General features: G+C 60.5%; 17 protein-coding genes. All 17 read right to left on the bottom strand.

Features of this window, described 5'->3' with window-relative positions; translation table 11 throughout:
- The 17 genes from H6G07_RS14515 to H6G07_RS14435 all read right to left on the bottom strand — a co-directional run bounded on the left by H6G07_RS14515 (position 1) and on the right by H6G07_RS14435 (position 18,388).
- Positions 1 to 2,589, bottom strand: coding sequence for a baseplate J/gp47 family protein (locus H6G07_RS14515; protein WP_073608999.1), 2,589 nt, complete (start codon positions 2,587 to 2,589; stop codon positions 1 to 3).
- Positions 2,586 to 5,072 (bottom strand): baseplate J/gp47 family protein, encoded by a 2,487-nt coding sequence (locus H6G07_RS14510; RefSeq protein WP_073609000.1) that lies wholly within the window; start codon positions 5,070 to 5,072, stop codon positions 2,586 to 2,588. Before H6G07_RS14510 ends, H6G07_RS14515 begins: the two co-directional genes overlap by 4 nt.
- Before the next feature lie 2 nt (positions 5,073 to 5,074).
- On the bottom strand, positions 5,075 to 5,455 hold the full coding sequence (locus H6G07_RS14505) for a GPW/gp25 family protein (protein ID WP_073609001.1): 381 nt from the start codon (positions 5,453 to 5,455) through the stop codon (positions 5,075 to 5,077).
- Positions 5,452 to 5,784, bottom strand: a complete 333-nt coding sequence (locus H6G07_RS14500; RefSeq protein WP_073609002.1) for a hypothetical protein — start codon at positions 5,782 to 5,784, stop codon at positions 5,452 to 5,454. The genes H6G07_RS14505 and H6G07_RS14500 overlap by 4 nt, the downstream gene beginning before the upstream one ends.
- Complete coding sequence (locus H6G07_RS14495) at positions 5,784 to 6,311, bottom strand: phage baseplate assembly protein V (RefSeq protein ID WP_084173218.1); 528 nt, start codon at positions 6,309 to 6,311, stop codon at positions 5,784 to 5,786. Before H6G07_RS14495 ends, H6G07_RS14500 begins: the two co-directional genes overlap by 1 nt.
- Positions 6,311 to 7,426 carry a hypothetical protein gene (locus H6G07_RS14490; RefSeq protein ID WP_073609003.1) on the bottom strand — a complete coding sequence of 372 codons (1,116 nt, stop codon included), beginning with the start codon at positions 7,424 to 7,426 and terminating at the stop codon, positions 6,311 to 6,313. Before H6G07_RS14490 ends, H6G07_RS14495 begins: the two co-directional genes overlap by 1 nt.
- Before the next feature lie 119 nt (positions 7,427 to 7,545).
- Positions 7,546 to 7,806 (bottom strand): hypothetical protein, encoded by a 261-nt coding sequence (locus H6G07_RS14485; RefSeq protein WP_073609004.1) that lies wholly within the window; start codon positions 7,804 to 7,806, stop codon positions 7,546 to 7,548.
- A 192-nt stretch (positions 7,807 to 7,998) separates the two neighbouring features.
- Positions 7,999 to 8,706, bottom strand: coding sequence for a hypothetical protein (locus tag H6G07_RS14480; RefSeq protein WP_073609005.1), 708 nt, complete (start codon positions 8,704 to 8,706; stop codon positions 7,999 to 8,001).
- 42 nt (positions 8,707 to 8,748) lie between these two features.
- Positions 8,749 to 9,045 (bottom strand): hypothetical protein, encoded by a 297-nt coding sequence (locus H6G07_RS14475; RefSeq protein WP_139297059.1) that lies wholly within the window; start codon positions 9,043 to 9,045, stop codon positions 8,749 to 8,751.
- Positions 9,038 to 11,287, bottom strand: a complete 2,250-nt coding sequence (locus H6G07_RS14470) for an ATP-binding protein (protein WP_190740720.1) — start codon at positions 11,285 to 11,287, stop codon at positions 9,038 to 9,040. Before H6G07_RS14470 ends, H6G07_RS14475 begins: the two co-directional genes overlap by 8 nt.
- Positions 11,284 to 12,510 carry a Pvc16 family protein gene (locus H6G07_RS14465; protein WP_073611077.1) on the bottom strand — a complete coding sequence of 409 codons (1,227 nt, stop codon included), beginning with the start codon at positions 12,508 to 12,510 and terminating at the stop codon, positions 11,284 to 11,286. Before H6G07_RS14465 ends, H6G07_RS14470 begins: the two co-directional genes overlap by 4 nt.
- Positions 12,511 to 12,518: 8 nt before the next feature.
- On the bottom strand, positions 12,519 to 13,409 hold the full coding sequence (locus H6G07_RS14460) for a hypothetical protein (protein WP_139297205.1): 891 nt from the start codon (positions 13,407 to 13,409) through the stop codon (positions 12,519 to 12,521).
- 2 nt (positions 13,410 to 13,411) lie between these two features.
- Positions 13,412 to 14,227 (bottom strand): hypothetical protein, encoded by an 816-nt coding sequence (locus H6G07_RS14455; protein ID WP_073611074.1) that lies wholly within the window; start codon positions 14,225 to 14,227, stop codon positions 13,412 to 13,414.
- 19 nt (positions 14,228 to 14,246) lie between these two features.
- The gene (locus H6G07_RS14450) at positions 14,247 to 14,774 is read right to left on the bottom strand and encodes a phage tail protein (RefSeq protein WP_073611073.1); all 528 of its coding nucleotides are present in this window, start codon (positions 14,772 to 14,774) and stop codon (positions 14,247 to 14,249) included.
- Positions 14,775 to 14,787: 13 nt separating this feature from the next.
- Complete coding sequence (locus H6G07_RS14445; RefSeq protein ID WP_073611072.1) at positions 14,788 to 16,371, bottom strand: phage tail sheath family protein; 1,584 nt, start codon at positions 16,369 to 16,371, stop codon at positions 14,788 to 14,790.
- A 71-nt stretch (positions 16,372 to 16,442) separates the two neighbouring features.
- Positions 16,443 to 16,883, bottom strand: coding sequence for a hypothetical protein (locus tag H6G07_RS14440; RefSeq protein ID WP_073611071.1), 441 nt, complete (start codon positions 16,881 to 16,883; stop codon positions 16,443 to 16,445).
- Between the two features lie 1,139 nt (positions 16,884 to 18,022).
- Positions 18,023 to 18,388: a hypothetical protein gene (locus H6G07_RS14435; protein WP_073611070.1), complete on the bottom strand. Its 366-nt coding sequence runs from the start codon at positions 18,386 to 18,388 to the stop codon at positions 18,023 to 18,025.
- Positions 18,389 to 18,547 lie beyond the last annotated feature (159 nt).

Here is an 18,547-nt window from a genome sequence, read left to right as displayed (position 1 = left end):
TCAACAGTCCTCCTGGGGGGCGGCGGCAAACTGGAGCTGCACGTGCTGGGGCAGCAGCGCCAGCACCTGATCGGCCCCGCAGGGCACCACAGCCAGATCAGCTTCGGGGTTGGGGTAGGCTAGTTCAGCGGGCTTATCGGTGGGCGAGAACCAGCCCAGGGCTTCCACTCGGCTCCAGACCACCCCTTCCACCTGCTGAACAGTGGCCTCTATGCGGGTGGCATATTCAGCCTGGCCAAAGCGCCGCTGGCTGAGGCTGAGCAATCCTGAGGTGCCGCTGGTGCCCAGGGCGGTGTGGATAGATTGGCTGAGTAGCTCCTGGCGAAAGGCGGGGTGCAGGCTGGCCACCAGCCGTAGGTAGAGGTAGCGCACCTGCCCCGGCCTCACCAAAATCGGGAACCGCTGGGGGCCGCGGCAGCGGTTGTAGGCGTTGAGCATGGCCTGAACTTCGGCGAGTTCTTTTTCGCGGCCATTCTCCATCAGCACGGTGAGCACCACCGAGGGCAGGTTATCCACCAGCTGCCAGGCAGCTGTGGCTTTGGTGACGCCCGCGATCGCCAGCGCTTCGGTCTCAAAATCTTGCAAACTCACCAGTCGCCCCAGGCTTTGAATTTTGCCGGGGGCCGCGACTTTTGCGCTATCGCCGCTTTCGGGCTCGGTGCCGCCGCTGGCCACCCCCGGCAGCCAGAGCTGGTCGAGGCCGGTGAGGCGATCGCTGGCCTGCACCTTAGTCTCGGGCTTGAGCGGGCCATAGGCTCCCGTGCCGGTGCGAAACAGCGCCTTGATATTTTTCACCCCCGAGGGCAGCCGCGCCCCGGTTTTGCCGTCGCCAAACTGCACCCAGCTCTCGCCGTTGGCGTCTTCGCGCACGATGTAGACCTCGGCCTTGGGGTCTTGGCCAAAGAGCGACTGCACCCGCGTCCAGCGCTGGTCATTGACGAAGATCTCCAACTCGGGCACCTCCGGGGGTGTCTCGCCCTTATCGGTAAAGTAGGTGAGGGGGGCCTTCGGCAGCTTAAAGGTCTGGAATACCTGGCGACCGTCACCGTTGCCCAGCACCGCTTCTTTTTCGAGCTTGCCCTGGGTGGCCTCAACCAGGTTGCCGTAGACAGTGATTTTGGGCTCGCTCAAGAGGGAAAAATCGCTGATGTCAACGGAAGTTTCAAACTCTGGCAGCAAAACCGGGCGCAGCTTGATGTGCCCATCGGGATCAAGATCACCGGATGGCAGGGTTGAGGTCAAAATCTCGGCCATTCCCGCTGATGTTGCAAAGGCCAGAGAGCGGTTGTTGAGCTGTTTATAACTGGCAAAGTCACCAAAGAAAAACAGCGTCCTCAGATCTCCAGAGGCTTTTTCTTGATAAGCTCCCTGGAGGGTAAATCGCTGGCCAATAACCTCCAGCATTTCAACGCTGCGAATGTCGGTATAGGCTTTATTGCCAGTCGTTAAATTGGCATTTAGTTCGACTATGGTGGTGCCTCCTGAGATGGCTCCCCGCGTGACAGAAGCCTGATTCACCTGTTGAATGCTCCGCTCAAAGAAGTAGGTTTCGCCGCTGACCGATCGCCCATCAAACGCTGGCTGGCTATTTAGAATTAATTGCACCAGCAGCGTTGTTCCCACCGTCAGGTCGTCTACCTGAGCATCGAGGGGTAGCGCTTTAAAGCTGTTGAGCGGGCTATAGCCATCTAAAAACAGGATGAGAATGCCGGGTACTGGCCCCATCTGCCGACTGAAGTTAACCGCTGTAGACACAGCGGTATCACCTTGGAGTCGAACAAATTCGGGGGGGCTGTTATAGCCAAAATGGCGGAAGGAGCGGCCTAGTTTATAAGCACTGACCACTTGGCCAGCAAAATTCTGCTGCCAACTGCCCTCAATGACAATTTCTGTGCGGTCAAATCGTTCTTGAATCTCTTTAACCACCACAATTTGCCGTTCAGTCTGGGGATTGGTCGGCACATTCGCCAGAAATAGGCGATCGCCTTTTTTTAGCTCAACCCCTGTAGTTTGAAGCGCAATTGTCTCGGTAGAAAACCGTGAGGTGCCGTTGTCGATGCTCGGCAGCTGAAAGGGGCGATAGAGGTGAAACTGCGACAGGGCCGGGTAGGCGATAATCTCCGCCTCAGTCTGGAAGTCAGCGGTTTTCGCCAAGCCTTCCACCTGGGCTTTGAGGCCAAACCCGGCGGGCACCACCACAGGCGTTGTGCCCTTAATGCCCACGGCAAAAGTGGCCTTGCCGCCTAGGCCGGGCGACAGGCGATAGCCCAGCAGCCGCACCAAGTCGGCCACGCTCTCGCGCCACTGGGCCGTGCGCAAATAGGCCTCGTTGGCATAGAGGTTTTGATAAAAGGTGAGAATGTCACCGAGAATCGCCGCCCCCTCCAGCAGGGCAATGCCGGGGTCGTCAGCTTCGCGGTGGGTCCAGTCTTGCAGCAGCGAGTCAGCGTCGAGCTGGCGCAGCAGGGCGGCGCGGATGTCGGCGTAGGTGCCAATGCGGTAGTCGATTTGGCTCAGGCCGGGGCGGTTAAACAGCCGTTTCGGGAAGCCCAGCGGCTCGGGGCAGTCATTGCGGCAAGGGTCACTCATTGGCGGCCTCCTCGAATGTCGAATGCGATCGCGCCCATTTCCTGATGATCGGGGTCGTTGCGCACCTGAATAATCTCGTTGGGCCGCAGAGTAGCGATCGCCTCGGTGCCCGGCGTGGCCTCATTCCAGCGCTTGAGGACCATAGAAATCACATGTTCTACCCCCGCCACCGCCTGCACCCGCCCGGCAATCTGGCTGGCGTAGAGGGGCTGCCCAAAGGTCCATAAATCGGGATGGAAGAAGCCCAGCCGTCCGTCCGGGGTGTACCCGTCGGAAAATTCCTGCTCCAGCACAAAGCGAATATCCTCTGGCCAGTAGTCGGGGTGAATGCACAGGGCCACCTGAATATCCAGCGGCACAAACCGGGGCGGGCGAATCTCCAGGTCTTCGCCAATCAGCCGCACGGCATCCAGGTGGCGGGCCAGTTTTTCCCGCAGCTCCCTCGAAAGCGTCGTCGTGCCCACCGGGTCGATGGCGATCTGCACCGTGCGCCAGCTCCCCGTCCAGGCGTAGCGAGCCGCCGCCCGCGACACCCCGGCTAGTTCCTCGGCCCGGTGAACGTAGTCCTTCAGCGTCACCGCCCGCAGCTGGCGGAAGCGGTAGGCTTCGGGGGCGCGGCGCAGCACCTCGGCGGCGGGCTCCGGGGCGCGGCCATCCACCACGTCGAAGGGGTTCCAGCAGGCGAGAATTTCTGGGTAGGTGCCGCCGTTGAAAAACTGGAGCTGATCGTAGCCGATGTTGCCGTCGAGCCCCCGACCCACCTGATAGCGGCAGCGCACCTGGGCATTTGGTGGCAGGGCGCGCCCGTTGATGCCGTTGCCAAACCGCAGCAGGCTCTGGCCCAGCTCGTCGATTTCGACCATGAAGCGATCGCCGTTTTCCGCACTGTCATCGCTGTGAATCAAGTCGATCACCTCATCCCACGGGTCGGCTTGGCCTTCAGTGATGACCTCCACCGCCAGGGTCGAGAGCGGGGGAATTTCGCCCCCCGGCAGCGTGTTCTGGTAGGCCAGGGGTTCGGCGGGCAGGCGACAAAGAGTGCCCCAGCGATCGGTGCGCTCAAAATAGAAGCGTCCCTCATCCAGCGGTGCCACCGGCTCTTCAAACAGAATTTCACGGGGCCTGCCATGGTGCACTGGCACCAGATTGCCGTGGAAGAGTGACACATGCTCGATAGCACCGCCCGCACAGCCCACCGTAAAGCAGTAGTTGAACCTCAGCGCGTCCTCCTGCCGCCAGTGCACCTCCACATACCAAATAGTTCTCAGCGGGTCGAGCTTGGCCGTGGCCCCGGCTGCCCCCGGCAGCAGCCGCAGGAGCTGGCGCTTGTTGGGGTTGCGACCCGCCAATTCCCCCGTGGCCGGGTTCAGCCGTTCTTGAATCAGCAGGGTGGGGATTTTTCCGGTGCGAACTAAATCCTCCACCTGCCGAGCCGAGGCTTCGTCAACGATGGGGATACCGGGGCCATCGGGGCCGTTGGCAAGTAGCAGCAGATCCGCCTGGGTGCTGCCCGCCGCCAGTGCAGGAATCGCGCCATCCCAGGTGTAGAGGCCCATCTGGTTGACCAGGCTATCCAACTGTTGCGGCTCTCCCAGGGGAGGCTGACTCATAAACACCACCGCCACCGGTTCGTTGAAATCTGGAGAGCCAGCCCACACCAGCAGAGGCAGGGCCACGTCAGGCAGCACCGGATGGGGTTTGGGCAGCTCTAGACTCTCCCCAGCCCCCAAAATCAGCGCCAGCCAGGTGCTGGCCTGGTTGCCCTGGTGCACGTGGTAATCCACCAGGCGGGCGTGGCGGGCCAGAGAAACCCGCTTACGCAGGGTGCTCCAGTAGGCTTCGCCCATCACCCGGTCTTGAAAATCGCTGAGTTCATCGGCGGCGGCGCTAAACAGGCTGAGCAACACCTGATCCAAATCAGCCTCGCTGGTGGGCTGCCAGCCCGGCACCCGCTGGGCCATGGCCGCCATCAGGGTGTGGCGAAAGCTGTCGTAGTCTTTGGCCAGGTAGTCAATGGTGGGGTTGTCTAGCGGAGCTGCCCCCGGCTCCCAGTCAGGAGCGCAGTTGTTGGTAAAGCAGCCGGGGCGAAACTTAAAGGGCAGCTCGCTAAAGATGGGGTCGATATTCTCGCGATCGAGGCTGAGGGTGTAGGTGGAATAGTCGCCGATCGGGGTCACGGTCAGGTCGAGCACGTTAGGATCACTGGTGGCTGCCACCGCCACCACCTGCACCTCGCCCGCCAGATCGCCCCCCCGAATCCGCTGGCCGCCCGTGATGGTAAAAATCTGCCGCGCCAGAGCAGGGTCAGCGGTCACATCGGCCACAATATCAGCCAGCTCCTGGTTGTTGAAGAAATGCACCAGCAGGTGGGCTTCGGTGGGGGCGATCGCTGGGGTCAGCTCCACCAGCACCAGCTCCATGCCGTTAAAGCTGCCCAGGTTGTTGGCCCGCTCGGCCAGGGCTTCGGGGTTGAGAATAGTCATCGCTAACCTCCCTGCCGCTCAAACCGCAGACGGCGCTGGTCGGGGGTGCCTGCCACCCGGTAGCGCAGATCGACGGTGATGGTTTCGTTGTTGCTCTCCACGGTCAGTTCCTCCGGAGTCACTCGCTGCCCTAGCCAGCGCGATAGGGCCTGGGTGAGGGTAGCCTTGGCCGCCGCCGCCGTAATTTCCCCGGCATTCTCAAACACCAGCCGCCGCACCCCGGTGCCAAACTCCGGCAAAAACAGCCGCTCGCCCAGGTTGGTCAGCACTAGCTGCATCAGCTCGTCGCGCACGTGCTGCTCTAGGGAACTCACCTGGGCGGTGCGCCCGTCGACCCCAATGCGAAAGGGAAAGGAGAGGTGTCGTCCGTCGGGAGGAGTCATCGGGAGTCTGCCTTGGGTTGGGTGTTCACTATCACGGCCACGCCCTGAACGGCGTTTTCGGCGCTGTAGCACTGGCCAATGCTGGTTTTGACCAGGCCGGGGGTGCCGCCGATGTCGCTCTGGCCTGCCCCCGCCGACCACTCAATGCGCACGCAGGGGGAATATTTGGGGCCGACGGTAAAGGGGCAGCCCACCACGGGATGCACATCGGTTTCGAGCAGCACGGGCGCGCCCATGGCCAGCACGTCGGCGTTGGCGGTAAACAGAATCGCCTGCCCGCCGTGGGGGCACATAATCGTACTGGCGGTGGTGAGGTAAGAGCCTGGCATTAGCGCACCTGGAATGCTCCGTTGTTGATGTTGACGCCGCTGGAGGAGAGCACCACCTGGGTAGCGCCAATTTTGAGGGTGATGTCGGTGTTGGTCATCGTCAGCTCGGCCCCGCCCGCGTGGAGCAGCTGCACCTGGTTGTTGCTGTCGTCGAGCACCAGCTTGTGGCCACCGCTGGTGACTAGAACACGGGTTTCGGTGCCGCCGGGCTCGGGTAGTTCGCCCTCGCCCCACCAGCCCCCCGTCCAGATCGGGCGGGAGAGATCGCCAGCCTCAAACTCAATCCACACGCCGTCGCCCACTTCTGGCAGCAGCACCAGGCCGTGGCCAGCCCCGGCAAAGGGCACCGCTGGCCAGGCCCAGGACGAGTCTTCTTCCCCCAGAGCTTCGGGCACCTGGGCCTTGATGCGCCCGAGGCTTTGGGGGTCGTCTACATCGCGCACCAGGCCGCGATATTTGCCGAAATAGCGCGATCGCTGAAACTCCGAGAGTTCCACAACCATCTGTTCGTAGTCTGAGGTCGGCATTAGAAAATCGCTCCCGCTAGATCGGCAAAGTTGCTTCCGGCCCCCTCCGAACGGGCATTGCGCCGCAGGGTAAAGGACTGGGAATATTCGGTGCGCGACAGGCTGTGAGTGACTTGGGCAATCAGGTAGTTGCCGCTGCGGCGATCGTCTACCCCCTTCACCGTGACCACCTGGTAGGGCACCAGCACCCCCCGGTAGTAGTGGCCCAGCACCATACCCGTCACCTCCGAGGCGTAGCTGGCCCGCTCGGCCTCGGCGGCCACCGCCTGGTCTAGATCCACCCCATCGCCAAAGCGGGGCGGCAAAATCTGGGCCGCCGTGCTGGCCTCGTCAGCAAAGGGATCTTCGGGGCCGAGGCGATCGAGGCTGGCAAAGTCAGAGGTGCGCTGGGTCACGGTTTTATCCAGCAGGCTGAGGGCGTAGGTGGTCACCCGCGTCGGACGCTGGGCATCGTCGCGGGGCGAAAAGCTGGCCAGGTTGCGCTCTGGCCCCGTCAGCGTCAGCGTCGGCAGGTTCCCCGGCTCGGTGGTAAAGCGCTTAAAGCAGCCAATGCTTTCACCGGGCGATGAACCGGGCAGCACGTAGGCGTGTAGACCCTGGCGCTGGGCGAGCGATCGCAGCAACTGCATCGCCGTCCCCCGCTGCACCACCGCTATTTCCGTCGAACTGGTCGGGGCCGGGGTGGTCTCAATCTCCGTCGAGGCGATCTGAGGAATATCAAACAGCTCCTCGGCAATTTCGTGATCGAGCTGCTCATCAAACCGAAAGATGCGGTCTTCCCGGTTGAGCCACACGCTGTCGTCCTGCACCACCACGGTTATCATGCTCTGGCCCGGCTCGGTCTGGCGATCGCGTTCAATCTCCACAATCGGCCCATCGATCAGCGGCACAAAGCCACTTTCTGCCACCCGCAGCTCAATCCGCACCGGCGTAAACTCGGCAAACAGCGCCTCGGTTTCCCCCGTCCACTGCCCCTGGGCGTCGGTGCCAACCGGCACCTGCAACCGCGCCTCCCAAGCCATATCCACCGCCTGCTCCACAGTGATCTCTTCCACCAAGTCAAGCTGCTCGCGGGTGGCGGGGGTGTTGTTGAAGAAGAGGCGGTATTCGATCATGGGAGTGAAAGTTTTGAATGTTGAGTTTTGAGTTTTGAATTGGTTGAAACCGTAGGGTGGGCACTGCCCACCAAGCGAGAATGCTGAATAAAAGAGTTTTGAATTGAGTTGGAAATCCCCTAAATCTGAATTTCTCTCAGGGGCGTTTTGACCAGCTCATTGGCCTCCAACTCGGTATTGGCATCGGCGATGCGCCAGAACTGAGTCGAGTTGCCGTACTGGCGATGGGCCAAAATATCGAGCCGATCTTGGCCCTGAACGGTGTAGGGAACCCCCTGGACGGTGGGCAGGCGGCGCAGGCGAATGGCACGGACGGTGCGACCGTTGAGGACGGTATTGGTTTGGGGAACGCGGTGGTAGCGGGAGGTTTCGAGGAACATGGGGGTTGGGGGGTGATGGGGTGATGGGGTGGGAGGGTTGGGGAGATGGGGGAGATAAGGGAGATGGGGAGATGGGGGAGTGATGGAGTGGCGGAGATAGAGGGGAGAAAGTTTAGATTTTTCTGGTGCCTTCGTCACCTTCCCCATCCCCCTCACCTTCCCCACCTTCCCCACCTCCCGCATCTGCTTCAACTAGAACGGCACCACCAGATCAGCGGCGAGGTTAACGGCTAACTCAGCGGCTTGCCCAGCGGTGTTGGCCAGGTTCAAGATCGCCTGGGCTTCTCTGGCAAGGGTGGAGTATTCCAGCGCGCCGCGACCGATCGCATCGTCATTCACCTGGAAGGTTTCTTGGGTGGGGATGGCGAGGGTGAGGGCGACTTCGGCTTGAATGGGGTTGAGGCGGTTGTCATACTGTTGCTCGGTGATGGAGAGGGCGGTAATGGTGATGGGCAGAACGCGGGCCTTGCCCCAGATAAATAGCAGGTTGGGCAGGGCCACGCGGGGGATGGGTTGGGTGGCTTGGGTGGTGGGGTCGCTGCCGCCGAGGGCATCGCCAATGGCATCGAGGGCTTTGCCGATCAGGCCGCTGAGGGTGCTGGTGGGGTAGACCATTTGTTCTAGAGCGGCGAGTTGGGGGCCAATGCCAAATTCTTTGGCCAGGGGGTTGCTGACGTTGAGCTGGTCGGCGGCGCTGAAGTGGGCGGTGAGGGAGATGGTTTCGTGGGGGCTGTCGCCGGTTTGGTTGCGCTCGGGCTGGCGCGATCGCTCGGGCGGCGCGGGGATTTGCAGGCTGCGGGAGAGGCTGTCGGGGTTGAACTGAAAGATGACGACATTGGGCAGGGGGCCGAGAAAGTCGCTGCCGTATTCGATGATGGCGCCGCGGACGAGGGGGTTCATGGGGGAGGGGGGTAGGGAGTGGGGGGTGGATGGGTTAGAAGGTTAGGAAGGTTGGGAGGGTGGGGGTGATGGGGGAGGGGGGGAGGTAAGGGTGTGGGCGATTTGGTGGGCGATCGCCTGGCGGAGTTGTTGGCTATCGCCTCGGGCTTGTACTGGGGCCACGTTCAGGTGATCAATGACTGCTGGAGTTTGTGGGAAACCGGGATGGTGGGCAACGGCGGCGAGTAGGGCGGTGTCTAGTCCGGCCAGGGCGGCGTGTACGGTGGATTCGGGCAGGCCACGGGTGCGAATCACCAAGCGTTCTATGTGGATGTGTTGGTTGGGAGGGTGGTCAGGCACGGTCGAGGTTCTCTATGAGGGGGGCGTAGGGGCCAAACTGGGTCTGGCTGACGGAGCGGTTGAGTTTGTCGTACTCGCGTTTGATGGCGATCATGACGTGGTCCATGGTGAGGGTGGGGGGCGGATGGGTGGGGAGTGGGGCGTGGGGGGGGGGGGGGGGGGGGGGGGGAGTGATGGAGTGGATGGGTGGATGGATGGGGGAAGATAGGGGGGATGGAGTGGCGGTTTGGAGGCAGGCGTTGAATATGATGGAGCGGATGTGGCCCCCCGCAAGGGGAAACTGGCGGGCGAGGAAGTCGAAGTCGAGCTGGCTGGCATCGACTTGGGGAGGAATCACCTGCTGCCAGAGGCGGCGGCGATCGCGCTCGTCGGGCAGGGGGAACTCGATGATGTAGCGGAGGCGGCGGAGAAAGGCTTCGTCCAGGTCTTTTTGGCGGTTGGTGGCGAGAATGGCCAGCCCCTTAAAGCGCTCCATGCGTTCGAGCAGGTAGCTGATCTCGAGGTTGGCGTAGCGATCGTGGGCGTCTTTGACTTCGGTGCGGCGGCCAAACAGGGCGTCGGCTTCGTCAAAAAAGAGCACGGTGTCGGAAATGTCGGCGGTGTCGAAGAGGCGCTTGAGGTTTTTTTCGGTTTCGCCGATGTATTTGTTCACCACCTGGGAGAGGTCGATGCGGTACATGGGCAGTCCCAGCTGGTTGGCGAGGGCTTCGGCGGCCATGGTTTTGCCGGTGCCGGGCGGCCCCTCAAACAGCACCGAAATGCCGCACTCGTTCCAGGCGCGGGCGGTGCCCCACTGGTAATGCACCTGGGTGAGGGCGGTCATGGCCTGGAGAATGTCTTGAAATTGCTGGTGTTGTTTGGGCGGCAGCACCAGCTCATCGTCGCTAAAGCGAGGGATGACGGGCTGGGCCAGGTCGCCGATATCTAGAGCCATTTCGGCTCGGCAAGCGGTGGCCAGGTGCAGGGTCGATAGGCGGCTCAGGTCTTGGGGACGCGCCACACTTTGGGCGACGCGGTGGATGGTCTGGGGTTCGTAGCGAAAGCGGCGGGCGCATTCGGCAATTTCCTGCTGGATCTCGGGGTTGGTATCGGCTTCCTTTAACCCCAGGGCGCGGTACCAGGTCTGGATGCGATCGCGGTACCCCAACCGGGGCAGTTCCACAATCGGCAGCACCTGCTCGCTGGCGAAGGGGGCCAGCTGGGCGCGATCGCGAATTTGCCAAAACACCGCGATCGGCAGCGCTGCCAGGGCCAGTAGCTCGGGGTATCCGCCAGTGCCACCCCCGATCTTCTCCGGGCGCTCCGGCAAAAACACATCTAGCCCCCGCAGCCAGCAGAGGGTAATCAGCGTGGCGAGGTAGTCACCGCTGGCCGCCGCTGTTTCGCTGAGGGCCGCCACCGGTCGCTGGGTGAGTTCGGCAATGCCTTGAATGGTGGCTTGGGCCGGTGCCCCGGCTGCCCCCTGAATTGGCACAATTCGCAGGTAGGCCGAGGCCATGCCCAGGCGGTTGGCGACCATCTGCCCGGTGGCAGAAAGCTCCGGTAAAAGCGGGGTGTCGAGGGGCCAGAGGGTGAGGGCGGGGGGCAATGTCGATGGTGCAAACAGCAGTTGGTGGGCCAGCAGCGGCGGCACGATCAGCGGCGTTTGCCAGTCGCCCATGGTGTCTGGGGTGGCTTGCAGCAGGCCAGAGCGCCAGAGCGGGTGGCGGCGATCGCACAACACCAGCAGCTCGGCGGGTGCATCCCACAGTTTTTGGGCCAGAGCCAGGGTGGGCTGGGTGGCGGCCAAATTATTCTGGCAGGTGGCGATCACGGCCCCGGCGGCGGGATCAAAGGCGGCCAGCAACGCCAGGGCCAGCACAAAGGCGGCGGCCTCCTCCAGGCCCAGGGTTTCCACTACCCAGCCGAAGCTGCCCTGGGGGCTGAGCCCAGCGGCAGGGGAGGCCACCGCAAGCTGTTCGGTCAAATACTGGGCGGTGACATCGGTGGCGAAGAAATGGGCCTTATCCTGCCCGTAGCGGCTGAGATCGAGGCTTTCACTGAGCGGATCTACCACGGGAGGCAAGGTGGCTGAGTCGGGGGAGGTGGCGTAGCCCTGCTGGTGCCAGCGCCAACAAATTTCTCGCCGCAGCCGCAGGGTCACCTGGCGCAGCCAGTGGTTGGCGCTGGCATCGGTGGCCCGCAGGGCAGGGGAAAAGGCGATCGGCTGGCTCAGGGTGGTCATGGCATCACCAGTTTTCATAGCGTCACCAGGGGGCTATGGTTGGCCTGCTGGCCGTTGACCCGTAGAATGATGCGATCGCCCGCCACCGGAGCCGCATCAACGGTGCGAATGGGCACCCGCAGCTGGGTTTGTAGCGTGATTGGCGGCGGCGGCACCACAGGTTCCGCTGTATCAAACACCTGCACAGTGGTGCCCGCTCGGTAGAGGGCGACAAAAATATCGTCGTCGGCAGTGCCCAGCAGGCGGCCCGTCAGGGTCAGCACCCCCTGCAAATCGGGGTCGGCACTCACGGCATAGTCAGCGCTATTCAGCAGGGGCAGCAGATTTAGCACCAGCAAATTGCTGCTGCGCTGGTGGTTTTCAGGCAGGGCTTGCACCACCCGCAGGGCGTGGCTGCCTGCCGAGATTACCGCTCCATCGCTAATGTCGCCGTTGACCGCCGCCTGAATTTCGCCGGGCGATCGCGCCACAACTGCCAATTCCACATCCCCCAGCTGCACCGAGAGATCCGTTAGGGCCAAATTCTGCCCCCGCATCGTCACGGTAGGGATAGCCTGGGGTGGCAGTACGTCAGGATCCACCGGAGTAATCCGCAGGGGAAAGACCTCCTTCAGCATTGGCCCCATCGACGGCAGCACCGGAATTTTGATGCCCTCTGCGCCGATGACCGTATTGGTTTCGTAGTTGATGCCCACCAGCAGCGAGTAAGAAGAGGGCTGACGGGTGGCAATCATCACCGGGCGCACCTCAAACCCCACCGAGCAGCGATATTTTTCCTCCGAGCCCTGCATTACCTTCGAGAGCAGGTCGGAGGGGGTCTGGTCGAAGGTGATTTTTAGCGGTTCGGGGTTGTCTTGCAGGGCGGCGCGGGTATTTAGCGGGCTGGCAGAGCTAATCAGCGGCAGCAGAGCCAGCTCTTGCAGAGCGCGCAGCCCTTCCCCCAGCAGCCCGTGGGCCAAAATGCTGTCGCTGTTACCCGTGGTATCGATCGCGGTGAGCAAATACTTCAGCACCAGCCACAGCGGAAAGGGCTGCCCATGATCCAATGGCCGATTGCGCAGGCTGGCGTCAAACTGAATTTCGTAGAGAAACAGGTTGAGCTTAGGGGTTTGGGAGGAGGTCGCCACATCCTCAGGCCGCCCCACGGTGACATCGATTTCGGGCACCGTGGGGGGCAGCAGATGCTCCTTCAGCAGTTGGGTGACGGCACCAATGGCTTTTCCAGTCTCGGTAAGGGCCATAGTAGTTTCTAGCGCAGACGAAGGTAGTGGCGGCTAAGGCGAACCGGTGGAGAGTGCGACTCCGATCGCCTCACGGGGGCAGGGGTTACAGGGGGCGGTGGCCCCTCAACCATGACCTGAATCGACCCAATCGAGATCACGGTGGTGGGTTCGGTAGTAGATGCAGGGAATGGGGTGAAATTCGTCGCGTTATCCCAGGGATAGGAAGCCTGATCCAGATTCAGACGATTAGAGGGGGAAATCGCTAATTCTGTCGGATTGATGACCTGAACCGTGACAGGAGCAGTGGGTACAGCCTGAGGTAAATCCGAATCGGGAACCGCCTCGGCACGGGAATTCGTCCCGACCTGGTGGCTTTCCTCTGGCGAGGCCGATACCCAGTCCCGCACCGTCTGGAGCGTTTGCAGATAGGTCATGGCTGGGGGGGATGACGCTGCCACGGAAGACGTCTCAGGGGATCGCGCAACCCTCCTCTCCGGCAGCCTCACCGAGGGCTGAGAAGCATCAACCGTTGTCTCTGACGAAGCAGACGGTTCCGTCTCCCCAATATTTGTTACCCGCCAATCTTCTAGGCGAGGCAGATCGGGCGCAGGCAATCCCTGAGTTGATGAATCTGAGCCAGGTGGAACTGGGGCCGCAGGTTGAGGGAAATCCAAGGAAATCGATGGCGGCAGCGGCAATACCGAGAACGGGGCGGGTTCTGAGTTCAGTACCGCTGGACTTGAGGACAGATTGGTAGGGAGAATAGGTTGCTCGACGGTAAGGCTGTGGTCTGACGACGCAGGCGCGACAAATTCCTCAACCTGGCGCAATCCTATTGGAGACGATTCGGCAGGGTGAATCTGCGGCGCGACAGGCGCGAGGCCGGTTTGCTGGCTGAGGCGAGTTAGGTAGCTCATGCCTAGCGCACCTCCCGATCGATCAGAGCCAGGTAGCGATCGCGCCGCCACTCCGGCAGAGCCAAAATTTCCGCCTCCGTCCAGTGGTATCGACAGGCCAGCCGATGCACCGTTTCAATCAGCCGCTGCTGCACCCGCTGGAGAATTTTTAACGCCCAGGCCCCCAGGTCAATCTCCGGCTGCGAGGGCTGACCGCAGTGGGGACAGGTCACCGCCAGGCTAAAGTTCACCAGCGGATCCAGGTCATCGAGCGCCTGGTTCAAAGCGGGCAGCGCTGGGGTTAAATCTGGGGGCAGCGGGTTGGCCTGCTCGGCTGAGTTAGGGGTTTGAATCAGGCTCTGGAGCATGGTTCGTAAATCCGGTGGATCTCCCTGGGTCGTCTGAGTCAGCCAGGTGAGCTGATCTTGCCCGGTGGGGCGGCGCACCTGGAGTTGCTGTTCCCCTAGGGATACGGTGGCCACCTCTGGGGCGGCTTCTGGCTGAAGCTGGTGCAGGGCATCCAGGGCGATCGCCACCTCCATCACCTGCTGACAGTTTTCCTGAGGGCAGGCCAGGGTCAAGGGCAAGGTTGGCCCAATTTCCAGCGCCACCAGACTCAGCAACCCCGCCGTGCGATCGCTCACCCCCCAGCGCCAGAAAAATTCTGGGTCGAGGCTGTGGCCCTGGGCATCGCGAATGCAGACCGCCAGCAGGTCGGTCTCTAACTGCGGGCGCAGCGGCTGCTGAAAGTCGATCGCCAGATCGTCCCACCGCTGGCCGTAGCGCCGCAGCCCCAGCGGCAGCGACACCCCAAAGGCGCTAGCCAGGGTGGCAGACACCGCCAGAAACCCCAGGGGGCTACTGCTCGGGCTCGGTGAAGCTGGGTTCTGAGGGCTCCGTGACATCTAAATCCCGCTCCCATCCTTCGTTTTGCAGTTGAATGCTCTGAATGGCGATCGCGTTGGCGTTGGCGTCTAGCTCCGGTATGGCGGTGAATTCCGACACCCAACAGCGGTAGATGCGGTAGGCGATCGCCACCTGCCCGGCCTCGTTCATCATTTCGACGATGATGTCTTTGCGAAAGTCGGCCAGCGACACCTCAGCCCCCAGGCCTGAGCCAAAGTTCCAGACCTTGTTGGCCCACTTCTCAAACTCTGTATCGTGGGTGACGCCGCGCTCCAGCATGATCGGCTCAAACTTTGAGCGACCCGGCGAAAAGCGCGAGGTGCTGGGGTCACCGCCTTCCCGGTGCTCCACCACTTCCGTGGTGCGTTTGAGCGCCCCCACCTTGCTGACGCCCGCCACGTAGCGACCATCCCACTTGACCCGAAATTTGAAATTTTTGTAGGGGTCAAACCGTTGCGCGTTAACGCTAAATTGAGCCATTTGACCGTCTCCCTTAGGTAGCGATGTTGCCCGCAATCTGTTGGAACTTGATAATCACAAACTCAGCCGGTTTCAGCGGCGCAAAACCCACCACGATGTTGACAATGCCGCGATCGATATCGTTTTGGGTGGTAGTTTCCCGGTCGCACTTAACAAAGTAGGCCTCCCGAGGCGTTGTCCCCTGAAACGCACCCTGCCGAAACAGGTTGTTCATAAACGCCCCAATGTTGAGGCGAATCTGCGCCCACAACGGCTCGTCGTTGGGCTCAAACACCACCCACTGGGTGCCGCGATAGAGGCTCTCTTCTAAAAACAGCGCCAGCCGCCGCACCGGAATGTATTTCCACTCTGAGGCGAGGCGATCGGCTCCCTGCAACGTGCGCGAGCCCCAAAGCACCCGCCCCACTCCAGGGAAAAAGCGCAGACAGTTTACCCCCAGCGGGTTCAGTTCGCCGTTTTCCGCATCGGTCAGGTTGACGCTCAGGGCCGATACGCCCGTCAGCGTCGCCTCCAGCCCCGCCGGGGCTTTCCACACCCCCCGCTGGGCATCGGTGCGAGCAAAAATACCAGCCACTACGCCGCAGGGCACAAATTCCTCCAACTGGTTCTCCCGCAGCGGGTTGGCCTGCTTCACCCGAGGGAAAAAGACCGCAGCATTCTTGCTCTGCGTACCCAGGTTGGCCACAGGATCTCGAATTTCGTTGCGGGCGGTGGTCTTGTTCGTCCAGTCGCTGGGCGGGTCGATCAGCAGCATGGCCCGCCGCGTTTCGCAGTACACCGCCGCCGCCGCCACCACGCCGGTATCGACATCGCCCGTGGACAGGTAGGGCGGAATGCACAGCAGGTTGAAAAGATCGGCCTGCTCTAGGGCATAGAGCCCCCGCTTGTCATCTTGCATGGTGGGGTCAGCCGGGTCATCAAACTCCACGGATGTTAGAGCAGTGCCGTTGCCGCCGCCCGTCGCCAGCACTGGCACGTCTGGCCCGGTGGGCGTTTCGCTAGGCCGGGCGTTGGGCACGACCCACTCATCGTTGATATCTCTGATCACCCGCACCAACTGCGACTGTTGCTCTAGCACGATGGGTAAATAGCGCGGGTTGCTGGGGTCGATCGACACATTCAGAAAGGCTTCAGGCGACCCCAGCAACTCACCTGTGGTGCTATCGGCCTCAAACACAACTAGGTTAAAGAGAGTGGCGGGGTCTTTGGTGTCGTAATCGACTGTGGCGCGGAGACTGCCGCCCCAGCTCCCGACACTAGCCGCCTCTAATTGCAGAAAATCATCGGGGGCCACGGCACCGGTCGGCAGATCTAGTATGGCGGCGGTAGCCCCATTGTGAAGGCGCACCACGATCGCCTGGCTACCCCCATTCAGATAAAAATCTTTGACCGCAAACCCAAGGCTGCTTTCCTCCCAAAGCCCGCCAAAGACACGGCCAAAGTCAGAAAAGCTGTTGAGGGTCACAGCGGTATTGTCGGGGCCACGCTTGGCTCGGCCCAAAAACGCCGTAATCGACGTGGCGACCCCAATAATGGTGCGCACACCACTGGAAATTTCCTCAATATAAACACCTGGATAGGTGGGGGTAATCGGCATAGTCACGTCCTCTCAGATGATGAGATGTTGAACTGGCTCACGGGTGGCGTTGGCTTGGGACTGAGGCCTGGTTAGGGGGCGATCGCACTGCGTCCCACCAAAATTTCGACCACGGCTCGATTCACCGTGGGATTTGTCGGATCAGCCACGTAGGTGCTGGTAAACCGCAGAGCCCTGGGGGCCAGCCCAAACACCGCCAGTGCTCCGCCGATATAGACATGGGGGTCATTCAATTCCAGCCCATCGCCCGCCGCCGGAAAATCGCTACCACCATCGACCACAAAGTAGGTCAGCTTTTGATCAGCCGCAGCCTGGCTGTAGAGACTCGATTTGATCAGCAAAAAACCAACCTGGCCAGCGGCTCCGGGTTGAATAGTCACCTCAACATCAGTGTCGCCAGGATTGATCATCACATCGACTTTGTCGTAGGCTTCAATTTGCTTAGTACGAGAGGCACTGACCTGGGGGCCTCCGACAACTTGAGCATTCAGCGTTAGATTGAGACTGGCCATAAAACACTATCTCCATCGTCTCGTCAGTGAATATTTGAGCGATTAGATTGAGGAAATATGCTGCCCCAAAAGAAATAAAATTGGTTCTTTTAATTAATGGTGGACACTCTATAGCAAGAGACGATTTATTCCTGTTAGGAGCCCGAAGCCTGCCAATTTGCCTATCAGCCCCACCATCACCCGCGAACCCGAAAGAGCCATGAAAATCACCAAAATCAAGCTAGTGCATGAGGACGCTAACCAAAAAGGCCTGGTGGGAAATAGCGCCCAAGCTATCTGCAACCCAAAATGGTTATTGCGGCTCGCAACTCGATAAGGCAAGCAAAAGCCTTGCCGCATAGCTCACCCTAACGAGAACCGCTATGGCTCTTTAGTAACCTCAAATAAAACGACTGAAAGCCCTGCTGGCAAGGGGATGCAAGGCTTTTTGGGCTTTATTTTTAGACAACACTAAAGATCATGTTCTTACTACTTTGTGGCAAGATGCTTTACACCAAAGCGATGACCATTTCAGACTTCTAGAAAAGTCTATCGGTAGACGTTCAGGAACTCCTACCTGAAATATCACAAGGATTAATGCCCTGATTGCCTTTGCCAGACTTGAGCATAGACGTAAAAACCTCTTGCTCTTCCTCAGAAGTGACGATACTCCCAGTGGCTTTTAGCTCTAATGTAACTAAATTAATTCGTTTAAGGTTCTTTGGTATCCACCTATCTAAATTTGTTTAATTTCGTAGGAGATGTCAACAAATCTTTAGCTTCTGTTCTGCAACTGGGCAGTCCAAACTTTTGTTTGAGCCAAGCCAATCTAGAACTCAGGGAAGCTGGGTCAGAGAATTGCAGAGGGGCATTTAGACCATCTCTGCCAGTTGCTCCTCAAGGTGCCGCCAGGCTACGCGATTAGCAGGGTTTCAAACCAGGCGTTGTTGAATTGAAGCATGAATCTGCAAAAGCAACAGTTGCTGCATCGGCCCTTCACTCCCCAATCTTGGGGAACTTTGAAGTTGTCCGGTTACCCTCAGAACGGGGGGGCTAGGGGAGCAAATCATACCGCTGATCAGCAACGCCCTCAAAAACAAGGGCGATCGCACCATGCCATGCGATCGCCCTTTAAACTGACTTGGGTTTGGGGCAAGCTCCTAAGCAACTGATTGCTGATCAGCAGCAGACTGGCTAGACCGTCGCCGCTCAGGCCGCCGCTTGCCGCCTGCCATTTCATATTCAGAGCTTTTGCGGCCATAGACCACGGCTACGGCATTCAGCATCCTTTCCGACTTTTCGGCCAGGGCTTTTTCGGCGGCGAGCATTTCGTTGTAGAGCTGATCGACGGTGGAAAGCATCTCGTTGTATTTGTTCTGGCGATCGCGCATGTCGTCGATATCGGCCCAGAATGAGGCGAGGGTCATACCGTTACCCAGATTGAGGTCGCGGGCGATGGAGCCCATTCCAGCAGCGCGACGCTCTGCTTTTTGTAGAGAGGTAGATGTGCGTTTGGCTCGTGCCATGGTTGTACTCCCTCCTTGGGAGTTTGAATAAGAGAACTGGAGGGGCTGACCGGGTGATCAACTTGGCTTCAGAGTTGACGCTCGCGTTTCAAAAGCATCTGGGCGGGTTGAGGAGATATAGAAGCTTTATACAGGGGGCGAGAACTCTTCAAGTGGAGT

The sequence above is a fragment of the Phormidium tenue FACHB-1052 genome (genome assembly GCF_014696675.1).
In the GTDB taxonomy this organism is placed as follows: Bacteria; Cyanobacteriota; Cyanobacteriia; order Phormidesmidales; family Phormidesmidaceae; genus Nodosilinea; species Nodosilinea tenuis_A.
The sequence above is the reverse complement of the archived record's forward strand: the minus strand, read 5'-3'. Positions and strand labels throughout refer to the sequence as shown.

Excerpts from the sequence above, each read along its gene's own strand:
- H6G07_RS14465 (WP_073611077.1), bottom strand. The coding sequence starts at position 12,510 with ATGGCCCTTACCGAGACTGGAAAAGCCATTGGTGCCGTCACCCAACTG.
- H6G07_RS14495 (WP_084173218.1), bottom strand. The coding sequence starts at position 6,311 with ATGCCGACCTCAGACTACGAACAGATGGTTGTGGAACTCTCGGAGTTT.
- H6G07_RS14460 (WP_139297205.1), bottom strand. The coding sequence starts at position 13,409 with ATGAGCTACCTAACTCGCCTCAGCCAGCAAACCGGCCTCGCGCCTGTC.
- H6G07_RS14500 (WP_073609002.1), bottom strand. The coding sequence starts at position 5,784 with ATGCCAGGCTCTTACCTCACCACCGCCAGTACGATTATGTGCCCCCAC.
- H6G07_RS14440 (WP_073611071.1), bottom strand. The coding sequence starts at position 16,883 with ATGGCCAGTCTCAATCTAACGCTGAATGCTCAAGTTGTCGGAGGCCCC.
- H6G07_RS14445 (WP_073611072.1), bottom strand. The coding sequence starts at position 16,371 with ATGCCGATTACCCCCACCTATCCAGGTGTTTATATTGAGGAAATTTCC.
- H6G07_RS14515 (WP_073608999.1), bottom strand. The coding sequence starts at position 2,589 with ATGAGTGACCCTTGCCGCAATGACTGCCCCGAGCCGCTGGGCTTCCCG.
- H6G07_RS14510 (WP_073609000.1), bottom strand. The coding sequence starts at position 5,072 with ATGACTATTCTCAACCCCGAAGCCCTGGCCGAGCGGGCCAACAACCTG.
- H6G07_RS14485 (WP_073609004.1), bottom strand. The coding sequence starts at position 7,806 with ATGTTCCTCGAAACCTCCCGCTACCACCGCGTTCCCCAAACCAATACC.
- H6G07_RS14450 (WP_073611073.1), bottom strand. The coding sequence starts at position 14,774 with ATGGCTCAATTTAGCGTTAACGCGCAACGGTTTGACCCCTACAAAAAT.
- H6G07_RS14470 (WP_190740720.1), bottom strand. The coding sequence starts at position 11,287 with ATGAAAACTGGTGATGCCATGACCACCCTGAGCCAGCCGATCGCCTTT.
- H6G07_RS14505 (WP_073609001.1), bottom strand. The coding sequence starts at position 5,455 with ATGACTCCTCCCGACGGACGACACCTCTCCTTTCCCTTTCGCATTGGG.
- H6G07_RS14480 (WP_073609005.1), bottom strand. The coding sequence starts at position 8,706 with ATGAACCCCCTCGTCCGCGGCGCCATCATCGAATACGGCAGCGACTTT.
- H6G07_RS14490 (WP_073609003.1), bottom strand. The coding sequence starts at position 7,426 with ATGATCGAATACCGCCTCTTCTTCAACAACACCCCCGCCACCCGCGAG.
- H6G07_RS14435 (WP_073611070.1), bottom strand. The coding sequence starts at position 18,388 with ATGGCACGAGCCAAACGCACATCTACCTCTCTACAAAAAGCAGAGCGT.